This window comes from Streptomyces gobitricini, assembly GCF_039532985.1.
GTDB lineage: Bacteria > Actinomycetota > Actinomycetes > Streptomycetales > Streptomycetaceae > Streptomyces > Streptomyces gobitricini.
The window spans coordinates 12,798-38,973 of record NZ_BAAASR010000003.1; the positions used below are offsets into that span (position 1 = coordinate 12,798).

A 26,176-nucleotide genomic window follows, 5' to 3' on the forward strand; every position below is an offset into this window, starting at 1 on the left:
GGCACGGTCGCGGAACGGCTCAGCCGTCCGCCCTGGCCACGCCGATCGGGCAGGAGACGCCCGTGCCGCCGATGCCGCAGTAGCCGCCGGGGTTCTTGTCCAGGTACTGCTGGTGGTGGGCCTCGGCCGGGTAGAAGGGGCGGTCGCCGGCCGGGAGGATCTCGGTGGTGATCGTCCCGTACCCGGAGCCGTTCAGCACCCGCTGGTAGGCGTCGCGCGAGGACTCGGCCGCGGCCGCCTGGGCGGGGGAGTGGGTGTAGATCGCCGAGCGGTACTGCGTGCCCACGTCGTTGCCCTGGCGGAAGCCCTGGGTGGGGTCGTGGGACTCCCAGAAGAGCTTCAGCAGCGCGCCGTAGGAGACGACGGACGGGTCGAAGACCACCCGGACGACCTCCGTGTGGCCCGTCATGCCGGAGCAGACCTCCTCGTACGACGGGTTACGCGTATAGCCGCCCTGGTAGCCGGCGAGGGTCGTCCACACGCCTTCGGTCTGCCAGAACTTCCGCTCGGCGCCCCAGAAGCACCCCAGGGCGAAGTCCGCGACCTCCAGGCCCTCGGGGTAGGGGCCGACGAGGGGGTTGCCGAGGACGGTGTGGCGGGAGGGGACGGCGAACCCCGGCTCCGGGCGGCCGCGGAGGGCCTGGTCGGGGGTGGGAAGCACGGGGGTGCGGCCGAACAGCATGACTCGGTCTCCTTTTCGCGCGGACGCGGTGTGCGGGCGGCATCCGGACAACACTCCCGTGCGGAGCGGAATTCCACGACTCGCCAGGCGCGGGCGGACGGGCCGGCGCGGGCGGCCCGGCCGTAGGGCGGGTGGCGGCAGGGGGCGGTGGCGGGCCTCGGTGGCGGCCGTGGCCGTCGTGGCGGTCGCGACCGTCCGCGGGCGGTCCGCCCGCCGGGATCAGTGCGGCAGCGTCGCCGGGCTGCCGCCGTTCGCCTCGTACCCGGCGACGGCCAGCGCCCGGTACACCGCGTACTCCGCCGCCGGGTCCTCGCTCAGCGTCCACGGCAGGGCACCGATGTGGCCGTCCACGTGGACCAGCTGGTGCATGGCCTCCGACCAGCGCTCCGCCCGTACCAGGAAGTGGATCAGCAGGTGCCGCACATGCGCCAGCATCGGGTCGTCCGGGCGGGCCGAGTGCACCGCGTACAGGGCTCCCTCCATGGCCTTCGACACCACCTCGGTGCCGTAGAAGTCCCGCACCAGCGCCACCTCCGGCAGGTGCTCGAAGACCGCGAACAGCGGCAGCGCGGCCAGCAGCGAGCCCCGCGGGGCACGTGCGGCGGCCGCCGTCGCGAACCGGTCCGCGTCCTTCCGGGAGCCGTGCCACTTCTCGCACCAGTAGTGCAGCGCCGCCAGGTGCGCCCCCATGTGCTCCGGCGCCCGGTCGATGATTCTGGCCCACACCTGGTCGAACTGCTCGGGCGTGTACCCCAGACCCCGCGCGACCGCCAGCTCGGTGATGTACGGGACCGGGTCGCCCGGCGCCAGCAGCGCGGCCTCCTCGCAGACCGTGCGCGCCTCCTCCAGGATGATCCGGAAGTCGTCCGTGCCCGCCGCCGACGACCGCCACGCCTGCTGCACCAGGAACTCGGCGTGCACCTCGGCCCCGCCCGGGTCCTTCGGCTTCTCCGCGCGCCACGCCCGCAGCCACGCCCCGCCCCTGCCCGGCTGCTGGGCCAGCTCCAGCGAGGCGGCGCCGGCGAACGCCTGCACCCGCTGCCAGCGCACCTCGCCGTCCTTGTCGGTGCCCGCCAGCAGCTGGGACGCCGCCCGCCAGTCCTGGGTGCGCTGCACCACGTCCAGCACGTCCAGGAGGTCCTGGTCCGGCCCCGGCATCCGTACGTCCAGGTCCTCCTGAAGCACGAAGCCGTACGCGCTCGGGTCGGCGGCGTCCGGCGAACCGGGTGTCGCCAGCCGGATACCGCCACCGGCGCCGCGGCGCCTCAGCCACGACACGAGCACCATGCCGATCAGGCCCATCGCGAAGAGGAACCAGAGAATCTCCATACGGCCATTGTCCCGGACGCGCCCGGTGAGCACTGCCGCCCGCGACTACCCTCGGGACCCATGAGCGACCAGCACACCCACGAGCACTTCGAGACCCGCGCCATCCACGCGGGCAACACCGCCGACCCGCTGACCGGCGCGGTCGTCCCGCCCATCTACCAGGTGTCCACCTACAAGCAGGACGGTGTGGGCGGCCTGCGCGGCGGCTACGAGTACAGCCGCAGCGCCAACCCGACGCGCACCGCCCTGGAGGAGAACCTCGCGGCGCTGGAGGGCGGCCGGCGCGGCCTGGCCTTCGCCTCGGGCCTCGCCGCCGAGGACTGCCTGCTGCGCGCGCTCCTCGCCCCCGGCGACCACGTCGTCATCCCGAACGACGCCTACGGCGGCACCTTCCGGCTCTTCGCGAAGGTCGTCGCCCGGTGGGGCGTGGAGTGGTCGGTCGCCGACACCTCCGACCCGGCGGCGGTACGGGACGCGATCACCGACCGGACCAAGGCGATCTGGGTCGAGACGCCGTCGAACCCGCTGCTCGGCATCACCGACATCGCGGCCCTCGCGGACGTCGCCCGCACGGCCGGGGTCAGGCTCGTCGTCGACAACACCTTCGCCAGCCCCTACCTCCAGCAGCCGCTGGCGCTCGGCGCGGACGTCGTCGTGCACTCGCTGACCAAGTACATGGGCGGCCACTCCGACGTCGTCGGCGGCGCGCTGGTGACGGCCGACGAGACGCTCGGCGAGGAACTGGCCTACCACCAGAACGCGATGGGAGCGGTCGCCGGGCCGTTCGACTCGTGGATCGTGCTGCGCGGCATCAAGACCCTGGCCGTGCGCATGGACCGGCACAGCGAGAACGCCACCCGCGTCGCCGAGATGCTGACCCGCCACCCGAAGGTGACCGGCGTCCTCTACCCGGGCCTGCCCGAGCACCCGGGACACGAGGTCGCCGCCAAGCAGATGCGGAGCTTCGGCGGCATGATCTCCTTCCGCGTCCAGGGCGGCGAGGAGGCGGCCGTCGAGGTCTGCAACCGCGCCAAGCTCTTCACGCTGGGCGAGTCCCTGGGCGGCGTCGAGTCGCTCATCGAGCACCCGGGCCGGATGACCCACGCCAGCGTCGCCGGCTCGCTGCTGGAGGTCCCGGCGGACCTGGTGCGGCTGTCGGTCGGCATCGAGAACGTGGAGGACCTGCTGGCGGACCTGCGCCAGGCGCTCGGCTGAGCCGGAGGCCCTGGACGGTCACGTCACCAGCCCTGGAACGGTGGCGTGACCCCCGTCGGCGGCGTCCGCCACGGCTCGGCGGCCGACGCCCACACCGTGAACGCGACGGCCGCCGCCGTGAGCAGCACCCACAGCAGGCGGCGCGCCACGCGGGCCCGGCGCAGCGCGCGCGTGCCGTGGTCGAGGGCGCGGGGCAGCAGGTCCGGCGGGACCCGGCCGCGCGGTGTGGCGTCCAGCATGCGCCGCACCTCGTCCTCCTTGGGGTCGTGGCCGCTCATGACGCACCCCGCGTTCCGGGCGCTCGCCGCGCATCGGGCGTACTCCGCGTTCCGGGCGCTCGCCGCAGGGTGGTCACCGAGCGCGCACAGGTCGCCCGGACGCGTTCCACGGGGAGCCCGAGCAGCGCCGCCGTCTGCTCCTCGGCGACGCCCTCGTACAGGCGCAGCACGACGACCAGCCGCTCCAGCGGGGCCAGCGGGGACAGGACCCCGCCGCGGGGGCGGTGGAAGCGCCAGGCGGCGCGGGCGAACCGGGTGGCCAGCTCATGGCGGGTGAGGGCGTACGGATCCTCTCCGCGCAACCGGTCCCAGCGCGCGTACGTGGCCCCCAGCGCGGCGGTCAGCAGCGCCTGGGCGCGCGGGGCGCGGCCGGGCGGCTCGGTCGTCAGCAGCGTGGCGGCGTGCAGCAGCCTGCCCGCCGCGCCCGCGACGTACGTCTCGAAGTCCCGCTCCCGGGCGCCGGGGAGCCGCGCCGCCGTGGCCCGATGCCGCCGCTGCTCTCGCACGTCCTCATATCAGGCCAGTCGCCCCGCGCGGGTCAAGAGGCCGGAGCCGTCTCCGTCTCCCGGTCGGCCTCTCGCTCGGCCGGCGGCAGGCCGGCCTGCCGGGCGGAGAGGGCGGAGTTGAAACGGGTGAGCAGGGTGCAGAACGACTCGCGCTCCGCCTCCGTCCAGCCGTCCGTCACCTGGGCCATCAGCTCGCGCCGCGAGGAGCGGACCTCCTCCAGGCGGGCCTGCCCGCGCGGCGACAGCTGGAGCACGACGGCGCGGCCGTCCTCCGGGTGCGAGGTCCGCTTGACCAGGCCGGTGTCGACCAGCGGCGCGACCTGGCGGGTGACGGTGGACGAGTCGATGCCCATCCCCGCCGCCAGTGCCTTGACGCCCATCGGGCCTTCCTGGTCGAGGCGGTTGAGGAGCAGGTAGGCGGCCCGGTCCATCGAGTTGCGGAGCTGACCGGTGCCGCCGAGGCGGGTCTGTTCGGCGCGGCGGGCGAAGACGGCCACCTGGTGCTGGAGGGCATCGAGGAGACCGTGGTCGAGATCAGTCGTCATGTCCTGAGATGTGGGCATGGCTGCGGGGCTCTCTCGTGCGGCGGTGGTCGGTTGGTGGGGGACAGAGTACGCGGACCCGTGCGTCTTGGTACCAGCGCTGCACAAACGTGATGAGCTGCGAGACTTGATGTCATGAGCTTCGGTACGCCACACCCCTCACACCCCCTCATCCTCGACGATGTCCGCGGGGCTCAGAAGATGCTGTCCGGCGTCGCCAGGGTGACCCCCATGGAGGGCAGCCGGTACCTGTCGCGGCTGGTGGGCTCCCCGGTCCACTTCAAGTGCGAGAACCTCCAGCGGACGGGGTCGTTCAAGCTGCGGGGCGCGTACGTGCGGATCTCCGGGCTGTGCCCGGAGGAGCGGGCGGCGGGGGTCGTCGCGGCGTCGGCGGGCAACCACGCGCAGGGCGTCGCGCTGGCCTCCTCCCTGCAGGGCGTGCGGTCCACGGTCTTCATGCCGGTGGGGGCCCCGCTGCCGAAGGTGGCGGCGACGCGGGAGTACGGGGCGGAAGTGCGGCTGCACGGGCACGTGGTCGACGAGTCGCTGGCGGCGGCGCAGGAGTACGCGCACGACACCGGCGCGGTGTTCATCCACCCCTTCGACCACCGGGACGTCATCGCCGGGCAGGGCACGGTGGGGCTGGAGATCCTGGAGCAGTGCCCCGAGGTGCGGACGATCGTCGTCGGTGTCGGCGGCGGCGGGCTGGCCGCCGGCATCGCGGTGGCGGTGAAGGCGCTGCGGCCGGACGTGAAGGTGATCGGCGTACAGGCGGAGGCGGCGGCCGCGTACCCGCCGTCGCTGGCGGCGGGCCACCCGCTCGGGATCGGCACCTCGCCCACGATGGCCGACGGCATCCACGTGGGGCGCCCCGGGGACGTGCCGTTCGCGATCGTCCAGGAGCTGGTGGACGAGGTGCGCACGGTCACGGAGGACCAGCTGTCCTCGGCGCTGCTGCTCTGTCTGGAGCGGGCCAAGCTGGTGGTGGAGCCGGCCGGGGCGAGCCCGGTGGCGGCGCTGCTGGGCGCGCCGGAGACGTTCGACGGGCCGGTGGTGGCGGTGCTGTCGGGCGGGAACGTGGACCCGCTGCTGATGCAGCGCATCCTCCGGCACGGCATGGCGGCTGCCGGCCGCTACCTGAGCCTGCGGCTGCGGCTGACGGACCGCCCGGGTGCCCTGGCGACGCTGCTGGGTGTCCTGTCGGTGGCGGACGCGAACGTCCTGGACGTCGGCCATGTCCGTACGGACCCGCGCCTGGGGCTGACGGAGGTGGAGGTGGAGCTGCACCTCGAGACGAAGGGCCCCGAGCACTGCGACGAGGTCGCCGCGGCGCTCCGGGAGGCCGGCTACCTGATCCGGCCGTGAGGCGTCCGGGCAGTGAGGGCGTCCGGGCCGTGATGCGCGCGGGGCGTGAGGGTCCGGCCCGCGAGGGCGTCCGGGCCGTGATGCGCGCGGGGCCTGAGGGGTGCGGTCCGTGAGGCGCGGTCCGTGAGGCGCGGTGCGCGAGGCGTCCGGGGCGTGAGGGTCCGGCGTCACGGCCCGGACGGAAGGCGTGCGACCGCCGGTCACGGGCACCCGCGGCCGCTGCCCGTGACCGAGCGGTGACCCCGGCGGTGCGCGGGCGCGGGCCTACACGGTGCCCGCCGCGGACGGGGAGCGGCCGGGCGCGGAAGGGCGGGACGCGGAAGGGCCGGGCCGCACTGTGCGGCCCGGCCCTCCGCAGGGGCGTGTCAGCCCGAGTAGGGCTTCGCGTCGAGGATCTTCACCGAGGCCTTCTTGCCGTTCGGCAGCTCGTACTGCGCGTCCTCGCCGACCTTCTTGCCGTTGACGCCCGAGCCGAGCGGCGACTGCGGGGAGTAGGTCTCGATGTCGGAGCTCGCGTACTCCCGCGAGGCGAGCAGGAACGCCAGGGTGTCGTCCTCGTCGCCGTCGAACGCGATCGTGACCACCATGCCGGGCGCCACGACGCCGCTCTCCGCGGGAGCCTCGCCCACCTTCGCGTGCTCCAGGAGCTGGGTCAGCTGGCGTACGCGCAGTTCCTGCTTGCCCTGCTCCTCCTTGGCCGCGTGGTACCCGCCGTTCTCGCGCAGGTCGCCCTCCTCGCGCGCAGCCGCGATCTTGGCGGCGATCTCGGTTCGCGCGGGACCAGACAGGTACTCCAGCTCGGCCCTGAGCTGGTTGTACGCCTCCTGGGTGAGCCAGGTGACGTTTTCGCTGGTCTGGGTCACAGGTGCTCCTCGTCGGTACTGGGAATACAAGCATCGCCCTACCCAGAAGGATTGTGCCTTCCCGGATGGGCGAAACCACGAGCCTAACAATTTCGGCGGGCAAGGGGGAGGACGAAAGCCACGGAAAAGGTGTCCTCGCAGGTCACGGCGTGAACACGGGGCCGCCGCGCGGCGCGTCTACTCCGACGTGCAGCCGAGCAGCTCGACGCTCGTCGCCCTGGCCGTCGTACGCACGGTGACGACCTCGTCGATCCGGTCGACGGCCCGGTCGAACCGGACGTTCTTGTGGCCCACCTCGCCGCCGTCCTCCGCGAGGGCCCGCAGGGTGCAGGAGCCCTTGGCGTCCCGGTCCTTGCGCACCTCCAGGTGCGCCTGCACCCGGTCGTCGGCCGAGACGTCGAACTTGATCAGCTCGGCGCTGACCTTCTGGCCGGCGATGTAGTCGTACCCGAACCAGCCCACCAGGGCGAGCAGCGCGACGCCCAGCACCGAGCCGACGATCTTGAGTTTGCGGTCGGCGCGCTCGTCCGCCGAGTGGCCGTAACGGCCCTCGGGCAGCCCTTCCCGCACCGGACTCATGATCGTTCCTCTCCTCGGCCGGACGACGGAATTTTCCGCCCACCGATTCCGTCACTATAGAAGCCGCCCGATGTGACCATTCATTGAGGATCGAGTCTTGACTGAGCAGCTGCGACTGATGGCCGTTCACGCCCACCCCGACGACGAGTCGAGCAAGGGCGCGGCAACGATGGCCAAGTATGTGTCCGAGGGGGTGGACGTGCTGGTCGTGACCTGCACCGGAGGCGAGCGCGGTTCCATCCTCAACCCGAAGCTCCAGGGCGACCCGTACATCGAGGAGAACATCCACGAGGTGCGCCGCAAGGAGATGGACGAGGCCCGCGAGATCCTCGGCGTCAAGCAGGAGTGGCTGGGCTTCGTCGACTCGGGCCTGCCCGAGGGCGAGCCGCTGCCGCCGCTGCCCCAGGGCTGTTTCGCGCTGGAGGACGTGGACAAGGCCGCCGGGCGCCTGGTGAGGTCCATCCGGGCCTTCCGCCCGCAGGTGATCACCACGTACGACGAGAACGGCGGGTACCCGCACCCCGACCACATCATGACCCACAAGATCACGATGGTGGCCTTCGAGGGGGCGGCGGACGCCGGGAAGTACCCGGAGACGGAGTTCGGCCCCGTCTGGCAGCCGTCGAAGGTCTACTACAACCAGGGCTTCAACCGTCCTCGTACGGTCGCCCTGCACGAGGCGCTGCTCGCCCGTGGCCTGGAGTCGCCGTACGGCGAGTGGCTGGAGCGCTGGAAGGAGTTCGAGCGCGCCGAGCGGACCCTGACCACGCATGTGCCGTGCGCCGACTTCTTCGAGATCCGCGACAAGGCCCTGATCGCCCACGCGACGCAGATCGACCCCGACGGCGGCTGGTTCCGCGTGCCGATGGAGATCCAGAAGGAGGTCTGGCCGACGGAGGACTACGAGCTGGCCCGGTCCGTGGTGGACACCTCCCTCCCCGAGGACGACCTCTTCGCGGGCATCCGCGACAATGCATGACATGAGCGCACACCAGGCACTGACCCAGCTCGTCCCGCTCGCCGCCAAGGAGCTCGACGAGAACAAGGTGACCCCCGGCGTCCTCGGTTTCATCGTCTTCGCGGTCATGGCCGCGGGCGTATGGCTGCTGATGAAGTCGATGAACCGCCACATGGGCAAGGTCGACTTCGAGGAAGCCCCCGAAGCCTCCGAAGCCCCCGCGTCCCCCGAATCCCCTGAAGCTTCCGGAGCCTCGCAGCCGGCGGCGGTGCCGGGTGCCGAGCCCGCGCCCGGCAAGGGCGCGCGGTAGCGAACGCCGTCACGGCTCCATGACCTGCCGGACCTCCGGTCGGTGGTCATGGAGCCTTCCCGCGCCCGGCGGAGCACGGTTCGCGGCGGCGGTACGGGGCTTCGTCGAAGGCCGAAGGCCGGCCGCGGGCTCGTCTTCGGCGCTTCCGGGATTTGTGCCCATGACGCCGATCGAGAGCGCTGGGCGGGGCGGAGGCGGGTGCGCGAGGATGGGGGTATGCCCAATCGACTCGCGCAGGCCACGTCCCCTTACCTCCTCCAGCACGCCGACAACCCGGTCGACTGGTGGCCCTGGTCCGGCGAGGCGTTCGAGGAGGCCCGCCGCCGCGGGGTGCCCGTGCTGCTGAGCGTCGGTTACAGCGCGTGCCACTGGTGTCACGTCATGGCACACGAGTCCTTCGAGGACGAGACGACCGCCGCGTACATGAACGAGCACTTCGTCCCCGTCAAGGTCGACCGCGAGGAGCGCCCGGACGTCGACGCCGTCTACATGGAGGCCGTGCAGGCCGCCACCGGCCACGGCGGCTGGCCCATGACCGTCTTCCTGACGCCCGACGCCGAGCCGTTCTACTTCGGTACGTACTTCCCGCCCGCGCCCCGCCACGGCATGCCGTCGTTCCCCGAGGTCCTCCAGGGCGTCGCGGTCGCCTGGGCCGACCGGCGCGAGGAGGTCGACGAGGTCGCGCGGAACATCGTGCGGGAGCTGGCCGGGCGGTCCCTCGCCTACGGAGGGGCCGGGGCGCCCGGCGAGCAGGAGCTCGCCCAGGCGCTGCTCGGGCTCACCCGCGACTACGACGACCGGCACGGCGGCTTCGGCGGCGCGCCGAAGTTCCCGCCGTCCATGGTGATCGAGTTCCTGCTGCGCCACTACGCCCGCACCGGTGCCGAGGGCGCCCTGCAGATGGCCGCCGACACCTGCGAGGCGATGGCCAGGGGCGGTATCTACGACCAGCTCGGCGGCGGCTTCGCCCGCTACTCGGTGGACCGCGAGTGGGTCGTGCCGCACTTCGAGAAGATGCTGTACGACAACGCCCTGCTGTGCCGCGTGTACGCCCACCTGTGGCGGGTCACCGGCAGCGACCTGGCCCGCCGGGTGGCCCTGGAGACCGCGGACTTCATGGTGCGGGAGCTGCGCACCGCCGAGGGCGGCTTCGCCTCCGCGCTCGACGCCGACTCCGACGACGGGACGGGCAGGCACGTCGAGGGCGCCTTCTACGTGTGGACACCGGAGCAGCTGCGCGAGGTGCTCGGCGACGAGGACGCCGCGTACGCCGCCCAGCACTTCGGCGTCACCGAGGAGGGCACCTTCGAACACGGCGCCTCGGTGCTGCAACTGCCGCAGGGCGCCGGGGTCGTCGACGCCGATCGGCTGGACTCGATCCGCCGGCGGCTGCTCGCCGCCCGCGACGAACGCCCCCGTCCGGGCCGGGACGACAAGATCGTCGCCGCCTGGAACGGCCTCGCCATCGCCGCGCTCGCCGAGACCGGCGCCTACTTCGACCGCCCCGACCTCGTCGAGCGGGCCACGGAGGCCGCCGACCTGCTCGTACGGCTGCACCTGGGCTCCGGCGCGCGGCTCGGCCGCACCTCCAAGGACGGGCACGCCGGTGCCAACGCCGGGGTACTGGAGGACTACGCCGACGTCGCCGAGGGGTTCCTGGCGCTGGCCGCCGTGACCGGTGAAGGCGCCTGGCTGGAGTTCTCCGGTTTCCTCCTCGACATCGTGCTCGACCAGTTCACCGGTGAGGACGGCGCGCTGTACGACACCGCCCACGACGCCGAGCGGCTGATCCGCCGCCCCCAGGACCCCACCGACAACGCCGCCCCCTCCGGCTGGACCGCCGCCGCCGGGGCCCTGCTGTCGTACGCGGCCCACACCGGCTCCGAGGCCCACCGCGCCGCCGCCGAGGGCGCCCTGGGCGTGGTGAAGGCCCTCGGCCCGCGCGCGCCCCGTTTCATCGGCTGGGGCCTGGCCGTGGCCGAGGCGCTCCTCGACGGGCCGCGCGAGGTCGCCGTCGTCGGCCACCCGGACGACGACACCGCCCGCGCGCTGCACCGCACCGCGCTGCTGGGCACCGCCCCCGGCGCCGTCGTCGCCTTCGGCGCGCCGGCCGCCGACGAGGAGTTCCCCCTGCTCAGGGACCGTCCGCTGGTCGACGGGCGGCCCGCGGCGTACGTCTGCCGCCACTTCACCTGCGACGCGCCTACCACCGATCCGGCGGATCTGGCGGGAAAATTGGCCAACTGACGGGGGAAACAAAGTTTTTGTCGGGACGGGTCCTGACTGTCACTGTCTGCCTCTATTCTCATCGCACAAAGGAGTGGAGACTCCGCGCACGTTCTGGGGAGGGCGTGCGCGGACGTTGAACGAGGGCGTCGACGGCCAGGGGGGTCCTGCCGCGGCTCGCCCCTGACATGTCTCTTGGGGAACGACCGCACTGCGGCGGCGTGCCACCGGTACGACCACCGGTGGGCGCACCTGCTCCGTCGCGGCGTGGTCGGAGGGGGGAACCTTTCCGTGCTCATTTCCATGTCCGTCGCCGCCATATCGCTGGCGCTCTTCTGGATGGCCGCCTTCACCCTGTGGTGGCAGATGCACGCGTGGCGTACGCCCGAGACGCTCGCCGCCACCCGGTTCGAGAGTCCCGAAGGCCAACAGGAGCTCTCCTTCTCGCTGTTGCTGCCCGCCCGCCATGAGCAGCTCGTCCTGGAGCACACGATCGACCGGCTGCTGGAGTCCCGCCACCGGGACTTCGAGATCATCGTGATAGTCGGCCACGACGACCCCGGGACCGCCGAGGTCGCCGAACGGGCCGCGGCGCGCGACCCCGGCCGCGTACGGGTCGTGGTCGACACCCACGAGGCCAAGAACAAGCCCAAGGCGCTCAACACCGCCCTGCCGTACTGCCGGGGTACCGTCGTCGGCGTCTTCGACGCCGAGGACCAGGTCCACCCGGAGCTGCTCGCCCACGTCGACCACGCCTTCGGCGCCACCCGGGCCGACGTCGTCCAGGGAGGCGTCCAGCTGATCAACTTCCACTCCAGCTGGTACTCGCTGCGCAACTGCCTGGAGTACTTCTTCTGGTTCCGCTCCCGCCTCCACCTGCACGCCGCCAAGGGCTTCATCCCGCTCGGCGGCAACACCGTCTTCGTCCGCACCGACGTCCTGCGCGAGGCGGGCGGCTGGGACCAGAACTGCCTGGCCGAGGACTGCGACCTGGGGGTGCGGCTGTCCAGCGCCGGCAAGAAGGTCGTCGTCGCGTACGACGCCGACATGGTCACCCGTGAGGAGACCCCCGGCACCCTGATGAGCCTGCTCAAGCAGCGCACCCGCTGGAACCAGGGCTTCCTCCAGGTCTACCGGAAGAAGGACTGGAAACGGCTGCCCACGTTCGGGCAGCGGATGCTCGCCCGCCACACCCTGATGACGCCGTTCATGCAAGCCTTCACCGGCGTCATCATCCCGGTCAACATCGCTGTCGCGCTCTTCCTGGACGTCCCCGTCGGCGTCGCCGTCATCACCTTCCTCCCGCTGCTGACCGCGGTCGTGACGTTCGCCTTCGAGATCGTCGGACTGCACGACTTCGGCCGGCAGTACGGGCTGCGGGTACGCCTGCTCCACTACCTGAAGCTCATCGTCGGCGGCCCCTTCTACCAGGTGCTGCTGGCCGGCGCGGCGGTCCGCGCCGTCTGGCGCGAACAGCGCGGCCGCAACGAGTGGGAGCTCACCAGCCACGTCGGCGCCCACCTCGTCCGTGAGGAGGCCGCCCGGTGACCACCACCCTGCCCGCCGCTCCCGCGGCCACCGGCCCGGCCACCGGGCCGGCCACCGTCCCGGCCCCGCGCGACAAGAGACGGCTCGTCACCCGGCCGGTCGTCCGCTTCCGCGGCTCCCGTCCCGACCTGATCCTGTGCGGGGTGCTCCTCGCGGCGATCCTCCTCGTCCAGGGCTGGAACATCCAGCAGTACCCCACGCTCAGCGACGACGAGGGCACCTACCTCGCCCAGGCCTGGGCCGTGCAGAACGGCCGGGGTCTCGCCCACTACACGTACTGGTACGACCATCCGCCGCTCGGCTGGATACAGCTCGCCGTCCTCACCTGGATCCCGTCCCTGATCGCGCCCGAGACGATGACCGTCGCCTCGATGCGCATGGCGATGCTGGTGGTCAGCGCCGCCTCCGCGGTGATGCTGTACGTACTGGCGCGCCGCCTGTGGCTGCCGCGCTGGGCGGCGGGCCTGGCCATGGTGCTCTTCGGGCTCTCCCCGCTGTCGGTCGTCCTCCAGCGGGAGATCTTCCTCGACAACATCGCCGTGATGTGGATGCTGCTGGCGTTCTGCCTCGCCGCCTCGCCCAGCAGACACCTGTGGCACCACTTCGGTGCCGGTGTCGTCGCCGCCGTGGGCGTCCTGACCAAGGAGACGATGCTCGTCGTCCTGCCGGCGCTGCTGGTGACCATGTGGCGGCACAGCCACCGCGACACCCGCAAGTTCGCCGTCACCGGCGCCATCACCGCCTGCGCCCTGATCGGGTTCTCCTACCCGCTGTTCGCGCTCCTCAAGGGCGAGCTGCTGCCCGGCCCGGGGCACGTCTCGCTGTGGGACGGCATCACGTACCAGATGAGCCGCCCCGGCTCGGGCTTCATCCTGGAGCAGGGCACCGGCTCCAACGGTGTGCTCGGCTCCTGGCTCTACTACGACCGGGTCCTGCCGCTCGGCGGCCTCGCGGGCGCCGCCCTGCTCCTGGCCACCGTCCGCCGGTCGGTCACCGCCCGGGCGCTCGCCGGACCCGCGCTGGCGGTCGCCGTCCTGGCGCTCGTCGCCCTGCGCCCCTCCGGCTACCTGCCCGCCATGTACGTCATCCAGGCGCTCCCCTTCCTGGCCCTGGTCCTGGCCGGCGGCGCGGCGAGCGTCGCCCACGCCGTCCTGCGCAAGGGGCGCCGTACCCCGGCGCTCCTCCCGGTCCGCCGGGCGGCCGCCGTGCTCCTCGCGGCCGCCGCCGCCGTGTACGTCGTTCCGCGCTGGTACGAGGGCGACCGCACGGCCATGACCGCCGACGCCAACGCCCCCTACCGAGCCGCCGCGGCCTGGCTCGGCAGCGAGGTCCCCGATCCGTCCCGTACGCGCGTGCTGGTCGACGACGCGCTCTGGCTGGACCTCGTCCACGCCGGGTACGCCCCGGGGCACGGTGCCATCTGGTTCTACAAGGCCGACCTGGACCCCGCGGTGACGGAGACGATGCCGCGTGGCTGGCGGGACGTGGACTACGTCGTCGCCTCCCCGACCGTACGGCGCGACGCGCGGGACCTGCCGAACGTCAAGGCGGCGCTGGAACACTCGGCGCCGGTCGCGACCTTCGGCGAGGGCGAGGAACGGATCGAGATCCGGAAGATCACCGGGGTCCCGGCCACCGGGGTCCCGGCCACCGGGGTCCCGGCCACCGGCGACGGGACCACCGGAGACCGGGACAGGCGAGCGGAGGCCCCTTGACCATCCAGCCCACCGGCGCCGAGCACCCCGCCCCGGTCACCGACGGCGTTCCCGAACCGGGTGCCGTCACCGTCGTCGTCCCCACCTTCAACGAGTCCGCGAACGTGCGGGAGCTGCTGCGCCGGATCACCGCGTCCGTGCCCGGCCGGCTGCCCTGTGAGGTCGTCTTCGTCGACGACTCCACCGACGACACCCCCGCCGTGATCGCCGACGCCGCGCGGGACTGCCCCTTCCCCGTCTCCGTCATCCACCGCGACGCCCCGGACGGAGGCCTCGGTGGCGCCGTCGTCGAGGGCCTCAAGGCCGCCGCCTCGGAGTGGATCGTCGTCATGGACGCCGACCTCCAGCACCCGCCCGCCCTCGTCCCCGACCTGGTCGCCACCGGCGAGAAGGAGGACGCCGACCTCGTCGTCGCCGGCCGCTGCCTGCCCGGCGGCAGCCGCGCCGGACTCGCGGGCGGCCACCGCGTCGCGGTCTCGCGCGGGGCGACCCGGCTCGCCAAGGGGCTCTTCCCGCGTGCCCTCGGCGGCATCAGCGACCCCATGAGCGGGTTCTTCGCCGTCCGGCGCGGCGCGGTGACCGCGGAAGCCCTCCGTCCGCTCAGCCACAAGATCCTGTTGGAGCTGGCCGTCCGGTGCCGCCCGGCCCGCGTCGCCGAGGTGCCGTTCGTCTTCGAGGAACGGCACGCGGGCGAGGCCACGCCGAACGCCGGGGAGGGCCTGCGGTTCCTCCGTCACCTCGTCGAGCTGCGCACCGCGTCACCGTTCGCCCGCATGGTCGCCTTCGGGCTGATCGGCCTCACCGGCTTCGTCCCCAACCTCGCCGCCCTGTACCTCCTCACCGGCGCCGGGCTGCACTACCTGCCCGCCGAGATCCTCGCCAACCAGTCCGGCGTCGCCTGGAACTTCCTCCTCATCGAGGTGCTGCTGTTCCGCGACCGGCGGCACCACCGGCACTTCGCGGACCGCGCGGGGCGCTTCGCCCTCCTCGCCAACGCCGACCTCGTCCTGCGCATCCCGCTGATCGCCCTGTTCGTCGGGGAGCTCCACATGGCGGTCCTCCCCGCCACCGCCCTCGCGCTGCTGACCACCTTCGTCCTGCGCTTCGCCGGGACCGAGGCGCTGGTCTACCTGCCCCGCGGAGCGCGTGCGGCCCGCACAGGAAGGAACCCCCGGTGAAACGGTCCGCGTACCGGCGCCGGTCAGTCACCCTGCTGACCATCGGCGCCATGGCCTCCGGCCTGCTCCTGGCCGCCCAGCCCCCGGCCGCCGCCGGAACCAACCTCGTCAAGAACCCCGGCTTCGAGACCCCGGGCACCGGCCACGACGGCATGCCCGAGTGCTGGTCCGCATCGGGCTGGGGCGACAACGACTTCACCTTCACCACCACCACCGACGCCCACTCCGGCACCCGCGCCATGAAGGTCGAGCTGACCCGCCGCGCCGACGGCGACCGCAAGGCCCTCATCACCGAGTCGGCCTCCTGCGCCCCCACCGTCGTCGCCGAGCGGCAGTACGACCTGTCCCTCTGGTACAAGTCGACGACCCCCGACGCGGCGATCACGCTCTTCCGGTACGACACCACGGCCGGCTGGCAGTACTGGACCGACCTGAAGACCCTCCCGGTCGCCGGTGCCTACACCCGCGCGGAGGTGCGCACGCCGGTCGTGCCGCCCGGCACCGACCGGATCGCCTGGGGCGTGTCCGTCTTCGGCACCGGCGGCGTCACCACCGACGACTACGTGATGGAGGAGGTCGCCCGGCCCGTGCCCGACCCGGCGTGCACCGGCACCGCCGAGGAGTGCGCGAAGGGCAAATGGGAGGTCCTGGCCACCAAGAACCCGGTCCGCTCCATGCACTCGGTCGTCCTGCATGGGGGTACCTCCCAGGCCGGAGGCTCTGGGGGAGGCAAGGTGCTGCTGATCGCCGGCTCCGGCAACGACCCGGAGATGTTCGAGGCCGGGACCTTCACCTCGGCCGTGTACGACCCGGCGAACGGCTCGTTCAGGACCATCCCCACACCCGTCGACATGTTCTGCGCCGGCCATGTGCAGCTGTCCGACGGCCGGGTGCTGGTGATGAGCGGCAACAAGGGTTACCCCTCCGCCGACGGGAAGACCGGCTACCAGGGGCTGAGGGACTCGTACGTCTTCGACCCGGCCACCGAGACGTACAGCAGAACCAACGACATGCACGAGGGGCACTGGTACCCCTCGGCGACGATCCTCGGCAATGGTGACGTGATCTCCTTCGGGGGCCTGAAGGAGGACTCCACCGGCAATGTGACGGCGGAGAAGTTCTCCGCCGCGCAGAACAGGTGGCTGCCGGTGAACGAGGTCAAGCAGACCTGGTCGTACTGGGGGCTGTACCCGTCGATGATCCTCATGCAGGACGGGCGGCTGTTCTACTCCGGCAGCCACACCTTCGGCAACGGCACCCCGGGCACCGGCGCCTCCATCTACGACTACGACGCCAACACCATCACCGACGTGCCCGGCCTGAGGAACAAGGACCAGCGGGACGAGTCGGCGAGCGTCCTCCTGCCGCCCGCCCAGGACCAGCGGGTGCTGACCATCGGCGGCGGCAACAACGAGACGAACCCCGTCGCCAACCGCCTCACCGACATCATCGACCTCAAGCAGCCCGATCCGGCCTACGTCGCGGGGCCGCCGATCCCGCACGGCCTGGTCGACCAGGGCGCGGGCAAGCGCCCGCAGACCGGTGACGAGGGCAAGATGTACGTCTCGGCGGTGCTGCTGCCGGACGGCAAGGTCCTGGAGACCGGCGGCGCGCTGCACGACCGGGCCGACCCGGTGTACGAGGCGTCCCTCTTCGACCCGGCCACCGACACCTACCAGGCCGGCATGGCCGCCGACCCGGTGCCGCGCGGGTACCACTCCTCGGCGTTCCTGCTGCCCGACGGCCGCGTCATGGCGGTCGGCGACAACCCCGGCAACGGCTCGTACAACCACGACGTGTCGGTCTACACGCCGCCGTACCTGTTCAAGGGTCCGCGACCGCGGATCACTTCCGTGATCGACAGCCGGTGGAACTACGGCGACACCCAGCGGATCACCGTCGACCGGCCGATCGCCAGGGCCGAGCTGATCCGCCCGGCCGCCGTCACCCACTCCTCCGACCCCAACCAGCGGTTCGTGGACCTGCCGCTGTCCGTGATCGACGACCGGACGGTCGACCTGAACGTCACCGGCAACCCGAACCTCGCCCCGCCCGGCTGGTACATGCTCTTCGCGGTCGACGCCAACGGCGTCCCCTCCGTCGCCGAGTGGGTGCACCTGGGCGGACCGGCGGCCATGGCGGCCGAGGGGGAACGGTCGGCGCACGTTCACGACTTCGCGGACGATCTGGCCGCCGCCCCGAAGAAGCGGCTGAAGAAGCGGGACTCGGTTCCGGTCAGCCCGCGCATCGCCGGGTGCGACCGGCACTACGGCACGGCCGGGGTGTGCGTACCGACCGTGTTCCCGAAGGCGGTGAAGGCGACGACGGAGGCCCGGTGCGACTGGCTGGCGCGCCACGACTACGGCCGCCTGGCGGTCAACGGCAAGGACGACCCGCTGCGGCTCGACCCGGACCGGGACGGCGTGGCGTGCGGAGAGGGGGACGTCCGCGGACGGGACGTCCGTGGACCCCGGCTTACAAGATGAGGCCGCCCCTGAGCGTGTCCAGGGTGCGGTGCACGAGCGCGACCAGGTCGTCCCGCTGGTCGCGCTCGGCCCAGTAGACCATCGCCTCGCCGAGGGCACCCAGCACGGCGGCGGTGAGGACGCGCACCTCCAGGTCGTCCGCGCCCCGGCCGGTGCGGTCCGACAGCACCCCGGCCAGCAGCCGGGAGGTCCCGGCCATCGTCCCGGTCATCCGGGCGCGTACGGCCGGGACCTCCACCATCAGCCGGGCGCGCCGGCGGGTCTCCTCGGGCTCGTGCGCCAGCAGGGAAGCCATGGTCCGGGTCAGGACGGAGCGCAGGGATTCCAGCGGTTCCTCGCCGGCGGGCCGCCGGCGCAGTGCCTCCTCCATGACGGGGCCGTACTCGTCGGTGAGGACGATGTCCTCCTTGGAGGGGAAGTACCGGAAGACCGTGCTGGGCGACACCTCGGCCGCCTCGGCGATCCGCTCCACGGTGGTCGCCTCGTACCCCTGCTCGGCGATCAGCCGGTGGGTGGCCCGGCGGATGGCGATCCGGGTCTTGAGCTTCTTGCGCTCACGCAGCCCCATGGGCCGGTGCGCCGTGGTGAGCGGTTCGAGGAGGTCGAGGGCGTTGAGGGGGTCGAGGGGGTCGGCGGCCATGTGGCTCATTGTCCGCCATCACCCGCGCGTGCGAACGGCAGCGGCGGGGGCGTCAAGGCCGTTCCGGCACGGGTGACGGGGGTCATGCGTTCTGGTGTGTCACCAGCGAGATGCCCACGTAATGGGCGGTGAACGCGGCGAGCGTGAGGGAGTGGAAGACCTCGTGGAAGCCGAACCACGCCGGCGACGGGTTCGGGCGCTTGAGCCCGTAGACCACGCCGCCCAGGCTGTAGAGCAGCCCGCCGGCCACCACCAGGACGAGTACCGTGACGCCGCCCTCGCGCAGGAAGTCGGGCAGGAAGAAGACGGCCGCCCAGCCCATCGCGATGTAGCACGGGGTGTAGAGCCAGCGTGGCGCGCCGACCCACAACACCCGGAACGCGATGCCCGCCACCGCGGCCGCCCAGACCGCCCACAGGAGCACCCGCCCGGTGGAGTCGGGGAGCAGGAGCAGGGTCAGCGGGGTATAGGTGCCCGCGATGATCAGGAAGATATTGGCGTGGTCGAGGCGGCGCAGCACGGCCGTGGCGCGTGGGCCCCAGTCGCCCCGGTGGTACAGGGCGCTCACTCCGAAGAGCAGGCAGGCGGTGGCGGCGTAGATCGCGCAGGCGATCCGGGCGCGTGTCGAGCCGGCCTGCGCGGTGAGGACGATGCCGGCGACGAGGGCGGCGGGGAACATGCCCGCGTGCAGCCAGCCGCGCAGCCTCGGTTTCACCGGTGGAGGTGCTATCTCGGTCACTTCGGGCCCGGCTGCAGTCATATGCGGAATGCTACCGACGCCTCCGTAGGACCCGTGTCGAGTGGCCATGCTCACGTGAGAGGCCCTCTGGACATATGCGCACAAGGCACGGATGATCAGATGAGTGCGGTCGGCACCGGATGAGCGCCAGAGGTCCATGCAGTGAAGCATCCGGGTCGCAGCCCCCACGGGGCAGACAACCCAAAACCCCTCAACAAGGAGCAATCGTGGCGCGCGGTAATGCGGCTCCCACCACCGTCCCCACCAACCACCAGGGGCTGATCTCCTGGGTCGACGAGATCGCAGCAATCACGCAGCCGGACAACGTCGTCTGGTGTGACGGTTCCGAGGCCGAGTACGAGCGCCTGTGCGAGGAGCTCGTCGCCAAGGGCACGTTCCGCAGGCTCGACGCGGGCAAGCGTCCGAACTCGTACTACGCCGCGTCCGACCCGACCGACGTCGCGCGCGTGGAGGACCGCACCTTCATCTGCTCCGAGAAGGAGGAGGACGCGGGCCCGACCAACCACTGGAAGGCCCCGGCGGAGATGAAGGAGATCTTCGTCGGGCGGGGTGGGGACGCCTCCGGGGCCGAAGGCTCTGAGGGCTCCGAGGGAGGCATCTTCCGCGGTTCCATGAAGGGCCGCACGATGTACGTCGTGCCCTTCTGCATGGGCCCCGTCGGCTCGCCGCTCTCCGCCATCGGCGTCGAGATCACCGACTCCGCGTACGTCGCGGTCTCCATGCGCACCATGACCCGCATGGGCCAGGCGGTCCTCGACGAGCTGGGCGAGGACGGGTTCTTCGTCCGCGCCGTCCACACCCTGGGCGCGCCGCTCGCCGAGGGCGAGCAGGACGTCCCGTGGCCCTGCAACTCCACCAAGTACATCTCGCACTTCCCCGAGACCCGCGAGATCTGGTCGTTCGGCTCCGGCTACGGCGGCAACGCCCTCCTCGGCAAGAAGTGCTACGCCCTGCGCATCGCGTCCGTCATGGCCCGTGACGAGGGCTGGCTGGCCGAGCACATGCTGATCCTCAAGCTCACTCCGCCGCAGGGCGGGGCCGAGGACGTCAAGTACATCGCCGCCGCCTTCCCGTCCGCGTGCGGCAAGACGAACCTCGCGATGCTGGAGCCCACGATCTCCGGCTGGACCGTCGAGACGGTCGGTGACGACATCGCGTGGATGCGGTTCGGTGAGGACGGCCGGCTGTACGCGATCAACCCCGAGGCGGGCTTCTTCGGCGTCGCGCCCGGCACCGGCGAGCACACCAACGCCAACGCGATGAAGACGCTGTGGGGCAACGCCGTCTTCACCAACGTCGCGCTCACCGACGACAACGACGTGTGGTGGGAGGGCATGACCGAGAAGGCCCCGGGGCACCTCACGGACTGGAAGGGCAACGACTGGACGCCCGAGTCCGGCACCCCGGCCGCCCACCCCAACGCCCGCTTCACCGTCCCCGCCTCGCAGTGCCCGATCATCGCGCCCGAGTGGGAGGACCCCAAGGGCGTGCCGATCTCGGCGATCCTCTTCGGCGGCCGCCGCGCGACCGCCGTCCCGCTGGTCACCGAGTCCTTCGACTGGCAGCACGGCGTCTTCCTCGGCGCGAACGTGGCGAGCGAGAAGACCGCCGCCGCCGAGGGCAAGGTCGGCGAGCTGCGCCGCGACCCGTTCGCCATGCTGCCGTTCTGCGGCTACAACATGGGCGACTACATGGCCCACTGGATCAAGATCGGCAAGAACGCCGCCGACCGGTCCAAGCTGCCGAAGATCTACTACGTGAACTGGTTCCGCAAGAACGACGCCGGCGCGTTCGTCTGGCCCGGCTTCGGTGAGAACAGCCGCGTCCTGAAGTGGATCGTCGAGCGCCTGGACGGCAAGGCCGAGGGCGTCGAGACGCCGATCGGCATCCTGCCGACGCGCGAGGCCCTCGACACGGACGGACTCGACATGCCGGAGGAGGATCTCGACCTGCTGCTGAAGGTCGACACCGAGGTCTGGCGCGAGGAGGCCGCCCTGGTGCCAGACCACCTCAACACCTTCGGCGACCACACGCCCAAGGAGCTGTGGGACGAGTACCGCTCCCTGGTCGCCCGCCTGGGCTGACCTGACGGATCTCGCGGCGGGTCAGCCCGACATCCGCCCTGACCTGTGGGTTCACGAATGACCCGCCGCGATGCGATCGGCCCCTGAAGCCCCCTCAGGCTTCGGGGGCCGAGCTCTTGGGGCCGCCCGCGCCCCGTCCTAGCGGAGCCTGCCTCGCGGGGCCCGCCCCATGGCGGTGCGGGCGCCGCCGCCTGCGCGGGCTCCGGGTGGAGGTGGCCGGCCCGGTGGGGCCGTGCACCAGTGCGTCGTGCTCCGGTGGCGTCGTGCTCCGGCGGGGGGAGTGCCTGCCGCCGGCGGCCGCGCCGTTCCCGACCGCGTGGAGTACGTGCGTGGTGTGTGCGTGGCAACCCGGTCCGCGCCCTGCCCGGGCGCGGACCGGGGCCGTCAGAGGGCGCCGACCGGACGGAGTTCGTCCAGGGCGGCGGCGTGCGCGTCCATGCGCTCGGCGGCGAGGATCGCGGCGGCCGTGTCGGCCCGCGAGGCGGCGACGACCAGGGCGCGGCCCGCGAGGGCGTGGGCACGGCGGTGCAGGGTGACCGGGTCGGCGCCGGTGAGACCGGCGTGCCGGGCGGGCGGGGCGCCGCGCAGCCGGGCGACCTGCTGGGCGATGCGCTCCGCCGCGGCCGCGGCACCGAGCTCGTCGGTCACGGCGAGCAGGGCGGCGAGGTGACCGGCGAGCTGGATGTCCAGCTCCTCCTCGCGCGAGCGGTGCGGGATGCGGTCCGGGGCGTCGTCGGCCATCCGGTGGACCGACTTGGTGCGGATCGGTTCGTACATGGTGGACAGCCTCCTGCTCGGTGACAGGAGACCATCCTACATTGGATTCTGTCTAAAGTTGAGTTGACTCCATGCGCCGGGGTCAGTGCTGGCCGTAACCGTCCAGGAAGTTGCCGATCCTGGTCACCGCGTCCGCCAGGTCCGTCGCGTTCGGCAGCGTGACGATCCGGAAGTGGTCCGGCTCGTGCCAGTTGAAGCCCGTCCCGTGCACCACCATGATCTTCTCGGCCCGCAGCAGGTCCAGCACCATCTGCCGGTCGTCCTTGATCTTGTAGACGTCCGGGTCGAGCCGCGGGAACAGGTACAGCGCGCCCTTCGGCTTCACACACGTCACGCCCGGGATCTGCACCAGCAGCTCGTACGCCACGTCCCGCTGCTCCAGCAGCCGGCCGCCCGGCTGCACCAGCGCCTCGATCGACTGCCGCCCCTGGAGCGCGGCGGCGATCGCGTGCTGCGCGGGCATGTTGGCGCACAGCCGCATGTTGGCCAGGATCGTCAGCCCCTCGATGTAGGAGGAGGCGTGCGCCTTCGGGCCGCAGACCGCCAGCCAGCCGCTGCGGTAGCCGGCCACCCGGTAGTTCTTCGACATGCCGTTGAACGTCAGCACCAGCAGGTCGGGAGCGATCGCGGCGGTCGGGGTGTGCGTGGCGCCGTCGTAGAGGATCTTGTCGTAGATCTCGTCGGAGCAGACGACCAGGTTGTGCCGGCGGGCGATCTCGGTGAGGCCGCGCAGCATCTCGTCGTCGTACACCGCACCGGTCGGGTTGTTCGGGTTGATGATGACGAGCGCCTTGGTGCGGTCGGTGATCTTCCGCTCGATGTCGGCGAGGTCCGGCATCCAGTCGGCCTGCTCGTCGCAGCGGTAGTGCACCGCCGTACCGCCGGCGAGGGAGACCGACGCCGTCCACAGCGGGTAGTCCGGAGCCGGTACGAGGACCTCGTCGCCGTCGTCGAGCAGCGCCTGCATCGCCATCTGGATCAGCTCGGATACGCCGTTGCCGAGGTAGATGTCCTCGACCGAGAGCGGGATGCCCTTGGTCTCGTAGTGGCTCATCACCGCCCGGCGGGCCGACAACAGGCCCTTGGCGTCGCCGTAGCCGTGCGACTCGCCGAGGTTGCGGAGCATGTCCTCGAGGATGGCGGGCGGGCACTCGAAGCCGAAGGCGGCGGGGTTGCCGGTGTTCAGCTTCAGGATCCGGTGCCCCGCAGCCTCCAGCCGCATCGCCTCCTCGAGCACCGGGCCGCGGATTTCGTAACAGACGTTGGCGAGCTTCGTGGACTGGATCACCTGCATGTCGCGAGCTTACGGCGGTGGCGGGTGGGGCGCCTCGTGTTTTGTGCCACTGCGCCCACTGCGCCCACTGCGCCCACGCGCGGGCGCCCCCTTGATCGCCTCGCGCCGCCGCGGGCATCATCGGCGGATGGTCGCTGTGGGGCGTTTCGACGGGTACGGCGTACTGGTCACCGGCGCGGCGCGCGGGGTCGGTGAGGCCACCGCGCGCCGGTTCGGTTCCGAAGGGGCCCGGGTACTGGTCGTGGACCTCGACGAGGGGCCCGCGCGCGAGGCGGCCGGGACGATCCCCGGGGCGGTGGCGTACGGGTGCGACGTGGCCGACCGCGCGGCCGTCGAGGCGGCGGTGGCGTACGCCGTGGAGACCTTCGGCCGGCTGGACGTCCTGGTCAACAACGCCTTCGCGCGCGTACCGGACGCCCCCCGCTTCGAGGACGAGGCCGACGACACCTGGCGGCGGTCCCTGGACGTGACCCTGCTCGGCGCGCTGAGGTGCGCGCGTGCGGCGCTCTGGCACCTGGCGGCGTCGGGCCGCGGTGCGATCGTCAACATCGGGTCGGTCAACGCCGAGCAGGCCTTCGGCGGCCACGCGTACAGCGCCGCCAAGGGCGGGCTCACCTCGCTCACCCGCACCCTCGCGGCCGACGCCGCCCCGCGCGGCGTCCGCGTCAACCAGGTCAACCCCGGCACGATCCGCACCCGTGGCTGGGAAGGCCGGGAGCGCGAGCTGGAGGCGCTCGCCGACCGGGTCTACCCGTTGGGCCGGGTGGGTGAACCCGAGGACATCGCGGCGGCGGTCGCCTTCCTCGCCTCGGCGGACGCGTCCTGGATCACGGGGACGACGCTAGGCCGCGTCGACGGCGGCCTCCTGGCGGTGAACACCGGCTTCGCGCAGGTCCTCGCGGACGACTGACCCCCGGCCCCCGCCCCCGGCGGGGGCCGCGTCCGCCGGGCGCACCCGGCGCGGGCGGCGCGTCGCCCGCGCCGGCACCGGCGACCGGCCCGGCCGGGCGCGTCGAGTCCTGCCCATACCCTGGCCGCGGGCCGGGCCCTGCGCATGCCCGGGCCGAACGGGCCGGGCCCGCCGGCACCGGCGACAGACCTGCCGGGCGCGTCGAGCCCTGCGCGTGCCCGGGCCGCGCCCTGCGCATGCCCGGGCCGAGCGTGCCGGAGCGCCCGATAGGTTGGCGGGTCATGTGGGCAATGAGCGCTGTCGGGTACCGCCGGCTGGGTGCGGCCGGATCGGCCGCGGCAGCCGCGGGCGGCTGGGTCGCCGGAACGCTGCCGTCCCGCGACCCGTGGGGGATCTGGGTCCCCCACGGGCCGGGCGCCACGGTGGCCGCCACCGTCCTCGCCTCCGCCGGGCTGACCCTCCTCGTGGTCGCCTGGTGGGGGTACGGGCGGGCCGGCGCGACCGTACGCGAGACGCTGACCACGCTCGCCTGGTGGACGGCTCCCTTCCTCTTCGCCCCGCCCCTCTACAGCGCCGACGTGTACAGCTACATCGCCCAGGGCGCGATGGTCCTGGAGGGCCACGACGTGTACGGCGCCGGGCCCTCCGTACTCGATCCGGCCGGTATCGGCGGGGACGCCGCCGCGAGCGTCGGCGGGCACTGGACGGACACGCCCGCCCCGTACGGGCCGGTCTTCCTGGTGCTGGCACAGGCGGTGGCCCGGGTGACCGGCGGGACGATCGTGCCCGCGGTGCTCGCCATGCGGCTGATCTCCGTGGCGGCGCTGGCCCTGATCGTCTGGGCGCTGCGCCGGCTGGGCCGCGAGCGCGGGGAGGACGGCGAGCGCGGTGCCCTCTGGCTCGGGGCGCTCAACCCGCTGCTGCTCATGCACGTGGCCGGCGGTATGCACAACGACGGGCTGATGATCGCCCTCATGCTGGCGGGCGTCGTCCTCGCCCGGCGCGGCGGCTGGGTACGGGGCAGCGCGGTCGTCGGGCTCGCGATGATGGTCAAGTCCCCGGCCGCCGTGGCGCTCCTCTTCATCGGTGTCGTCGTCGGCCGTGCGGCCACCGGCCGGCCGGTCGTCCACCGGGTCGTGAAGGGGCTGCTCGGACCGGGGCTGGTCGCCGGGGCGGTCGCCGTCGGCGCGACGCTGCTGGCGGGCACCGGGTTCGGCTGGCTGCGGACGCAGGGCGTCGCCGGGACGATCCACACCGCGCTGTCGGTCACCAGCGACCTGGGCCTCGCCCTCGGCGAGCTGCTGCGCCTGCTGCTGGGTACCGGCCCGGACCCGGTCAAGGCCGCCGTCCAGCACCTCGGTCTCGCGGCGGCGCTCGCGCTCATCGCGTACCTGGCGTGGCGTTCGGCGCGCGGGCGCCTGGACCCCGTCCACGCCCTGGGGCTGTCGCTCGTCGCCCTGGTGGCCCTCTCGCCGATGGTCCAGCCCTGGTACCTGCTGTGGGGCGCCACCGTGGTGGCCGCCACCGCCTGGGACGGCCGCGCGGGCCGTGTCGTGCTGGTGCTGAGCGCCGCCCTCGTCCACGTGACGGCGCCCTCGGGCCGCACCCCGGCGTACGGCTTCGCCCTGGCGGCCGTCGCGTGCGCCGTCGGGGTGCTGATGCTGCGCCGGGAGGCGGCCACCGCGCCCCGGCGCGGGCGGATCCCCGGTCCGCGCGCCGCGGCGCGGGACGAGGTCCGCGCTCCCTGAGGCGCCGTCCCGCCGGGGCGGGCCGCCGGGGGCGGGCCTGGTCCGGGCCGGCGCGTCCGTCCCGTCCGCACCCGCACCCGCGCCCTGCGCCCCGGCGGGGCGGGCGGTCCGGCCGCGCCGGCCCCTTCCGAGCACGCATGGTGCCGGATGGTGCCACGTGGCGCCAGATGGCACCGCATGGCA

Annotated in this window: 23 protein-coding genes; 12 read left to right on the plus strand and 11 right to left on the minus strand. The window is 72.6% G+C overall.

Annotated features, from left to right (window positions below; translation table 11 throughout):
- Positions 1–19: 19 nt before the first annotated feature.
- Both msrA and ABD347_RS04075 read right to left on the minus strand, forming a co-directional pair.
- Positions 20–682 (minus strand): peptide-methionine (S)-S-oxide reductase MsrA, encoded by a 663-nt coding sequence (gene msrA / locus ABD347_RS04070; RefSeq protein ID WP_344356414.1) that lies wholly within the window; start codon positions 680–682, stop codon positions 20–22.
- A 219-nt stretch (positions 683–901) separates the two neighbouring features.
- Positions 902–2,011, minus strand: coding sequence for a hypothetical protein (locus ABD347_RS04075; RefSeq protein WP_344356416.1), 1,110 nt, complete (start codon positions 2,009–2,011; stop codon positions 902–904).
- A gap of 60 nt (positions 2,012–2,071) precedes the next feature.
- Between ABD347_RS04075 and ABD347_RS04080 the strand changes: the two genes are divergently transcribed.
- On the plus strand, positions 2,072–3,226 hold the full coding sequence (locus ABD347_RS04080) for a cystathionine gamma-synthase (protein WP_344356418.1): 1,155 nt from the start codon (positions 2,072–2,074) through the stop codon (positions 3,224–3,226).
- Positions 3,227–3,249: 23 nt separating this feature from the next.
- Here ABD347_RS04080 and ABD347_RS04085 read toward each other — a convergent pair whose 3' ends face one another.
- Genes ABD347_RS04085 through ABD347_RS04095 form a run of 3 tightly spaced genes read right to left on the minus strand, consistent with a single transcriptional unit; the run spans position 3,250 to position 4,573 of the window.
- Entirely contained in the window at positions 3,250–3,504 is a 255-nt protein-coding gene (locus ABD347_RS04085) for a hypothetical protein (protein WP_344356420.1), read from the minus strand.
- Positions 3,501–4,010: a sigma factor-like helix-turn-helix DNA-binding protein gene (locus ABD347_RS04090; protein WP_344356422.1), complete on the minus strand. Its 510-nt coding sequence runs from the start codon at positions 4,008–4,010 to the stop codon at positions 3,501–3,503. The genes ABD347_RS04085 and ABD347_RS04090 overlap by 4 nt, the downstream gene beginning before the upstream one ends.
- Before the next feature lie 32 nt (positions 4,011–4,042).
- Positions 4,043–4,573, minus strand: a complete 531-nt coding sequence (locus ABD347_RS04095; RefSeq protein WP_344356424.1) for a MarR family winged helix-turn-helix transcriptional regulator — start codon at positions 4,571–4,573, stop codon at positions 4,043–4,045.
- A 114-nt stretch (positions 4,574–4,687) separates the two neighbouring features.
- Between ABD347_RS04095 and ilvA the strand changes: the two genes are divergently transcribed.
- Entirely contained in the window at positions 4,688–5,917 is a 1,230-nt protein-coding gene (gene ilvA / locus ABD347_RS04100) for a threonine ammonia-lyase (RefSeq protein ID WP_344356426.1), read from the plus strand.
- A 365-nt stretch (positions 5,918–6,282) separates the two neighbouring features.
- Here the strand turns inward: ilvA and greA are convergent, their stop codons facing one another.
- Positions 6,283–6,780, minus strand: coding sequence for a transcription elongation factor GreA (gene greA, locus ABD347_RS04105; RefSeq protein WP_344356427.1), 498 nt, complete (start codon positions 6,778–6,780; stop codon positions 6,283–6,285).
- Positions 6,781–6,957: 177 nt separating this feature from the next.
- Positions 6,958–7,359 carry a DUF4307 domain-containing protein gene (locus tag ABD347_RS04110; protein ID WP_344356428.1) on the minus strand — a complete coding sequence of 134 codons (402 nt, stop codon included), beginning with the start codon at positions 7,357–7,359 and terminating at the stop codon, positions 6,958–6,960.
- 97 nt (positions 7,360–7,456) lie between these two features.
- Between ABD347_RS04110 and mca the strand changes: the two genes are divergently transcribed.
- The 7 genes from mca to ABD347_RS04145 all read left to right on the plus strand — a co-directional run bounded on the left by mca (position 7,457) and on the right by ABD347_RS04145 (position 17,780).
- Entirely contained in the window at positions 7,457–8,338 is an 882-nt protein-coding gene (gene mca / locus ABD347_RS04115; protein WP_344356430.1) for a mycothiol conjugate amidase Mca, read from the plus strand.
- The gene (locus tag ABD347_RS04120; RefSeq protein WP_344356431.1) at positions 8,331–8,627 is read left to right on the plus strand and encodes a hypothetical protein; all 297 of its coding nucleotides are present in this window, start codon (positions 8,331–8,333) and stop codon (positions 8,625–8,627) included. Before mca ends, ABD347_RS04120 begins: the two co-directional genes overlap by 8 nt.
- A 216-nt stretch (positions 8,628–8,843) precedes the next feature.
- On the plus strand, positions 8,844–10,874 hold the full coding sequence (locus tag ABD347_RS04125) for a thioredoxin domain-containing protein (protein WP_344356433.1): 2,031 nt from the start codon (positions 8,844–8,846) through the stop codon (positions 10,872–10,874).
- Positions 10,875–11,156: 282 nt separating this feature from the next.
- Positions 11,157–12,401, plus strand: coding sequence for a glycosyltransferase (locus ABD347_RS04130; RefSeq protein WP_425575577.1), 1,245 nt, complete (start codon positions 11,157–11,159; stop codon positions 12,399–12,401).
- Positions 12,398–14,116: an ArnT family glycosyltransferase gene (locus tag ABD347_RS04135; protein ID WP_344356437.1), complete on the plus strand. Its 1,719-nt coding sequence runs from the start codon at positions 12,398–12,400 to the stop codon at positions 14,114–14,116. The genes ABD347_RS04130 and ABD347_RS04135 overlap by 4 nt, the downstream gene beginning before the upstream one ends.
- The gene (locus ABD347_RS04140) at positions 14,113–15,294 is read left to right on the plus strand and encodes a glycosyltransferase (RefSeq protein ID WP_344356439.1); all 1,182 of its coding nucleotides are present in this window, start codon (positions 14,113–14,115) and stop codon (positions 15,292–15,294) included. The genes ABD347_RS04135 and ABD347_RS04140 overlap by 4 nt, the downstream gene beginning before the upstream one ends.
- Before the next feature lie 50 nt (positions 15,295–15,344).
- A complete protein-coding gene (locus ABD347_RS04145) occupies positions 15,345–17,780 on the plus strand; it encodes a galactose oxidase early set domain-containing protein (RefSeq protein WP_344356740.1) in 2,436 nt (811 codons plus the stop codon).
- Here ABD347_RS04145 and ABD347_RS04150 read toward each other — a convergent pair.
- Both ABD347_RS04150 and trhA read right to left on the minus strand, forming a co-directional pair.
- Positions 17,770–18,348 (minus strand): TetR/AcrR family transcriptional regulator, encoded by a 579-nt coding sequence (locus ABD347_RS04150; RefSeq protein WP_344356743.1) that lies wholly within the window; start codon positions 18,346–18,348, stop codon positions 17,770–17,772. The two genes, ABD347_RS04145 and ABD347_RS04150, sit on opposite strands and share 11 nt — an antisense overlap.
- A 154-nt stretch (positions 18,349–18,502) precedes the next feature.
- Positions 18,503–19,180: a PAQR family membrane homeostasis protein TrhA gene (trhA, locus tag ABD347_RS04155; RefSeq protein ID WP_344356441.1), complete on the minus strand. Its 678-nt coding sequence runs from the start codon at positions 19,178–19,180 to the stop codon at positions 18,503–18,505.
- 206 nt (positions 19,181–19,386) lie between these two features.
- Between trhA and ABD347_RS04160 the strand changes: the two genes are divergently transcribed.
- The gene (locus tag ABD347_RS04160; protein WP_344356443.1) at positions 19,387–21,264 is read left to right on the plus strand and encodes a phosphoenolpyruvate carboxykinase (GTP); all 1,878 of its coding nucleotides are present in this window, start codon (positions 19,387–19,389) and stop codon (positions 21,262–21,264) included.
- A 384-nt stretch (positions 21,265–21,648) separates the two neighbouring features.
- On the opposite strand, the gene ABD347_RS04165 is transcribed toward ABD347_RS04160, so the two are convergent.
- On the minus strand, positions 21,649–22,041 hold the full coding sequence (locus ABD347_RS04165) for an SCO4983 family protein (protein WP_344356444.1): 393 nt from the start codon (positions 22,039–22,041) through the stop codon (positions 21,649–21,651).
- A gap of 82 nt (positions 22,042–22,123) precedes the next feature.
- Positions 22,124–23,335 (minus strand): pyridoxal phosphate-dependent aminotransferase, encoded by a 1,212-nt coding sequence (locus ABD347_RS04170; protein WP_344356446.1) that lies wholly within the window; start codon positions 23,333–23,335, stop codon positions 22,124–22,126.
- A gap of 127 nt (positions 23,336–23,462) precedes the next feature.
- Between ABD347_RS04170 and ABD347_RS04175 the strand changes: the two genes are divergently transcribed.
- The gene (locus ABD347_RS04175; RefSeq protein WP_344356448.1) at positions 23,463–24,245 is read left to right on the plus strand and encodes an SDR family NAD(P)-dependent oxidoreductase; all 783 of its coding nucleotides are present in this window, start codon (positions 23,463–23,465) and stop codon (positions 24,243–24,245) included.
- 281 nt (positions 24,246–24,526) lie between these two features.
- Positions 24,527–25,993, plus strand: a complete 1,467-nt coding sequence (mptB, locus tag ABD347_RS04180) for a polyprenol phosphomannose-dependent alpha 1,6 mannosyltransferase MptB (protein WP_344356450.1) — start codon at positions 24,527–24,529, stop codon at positions 25,991–25,993.
- Positions 25,994–26,176: the final 183 nt, after the last annotated feature.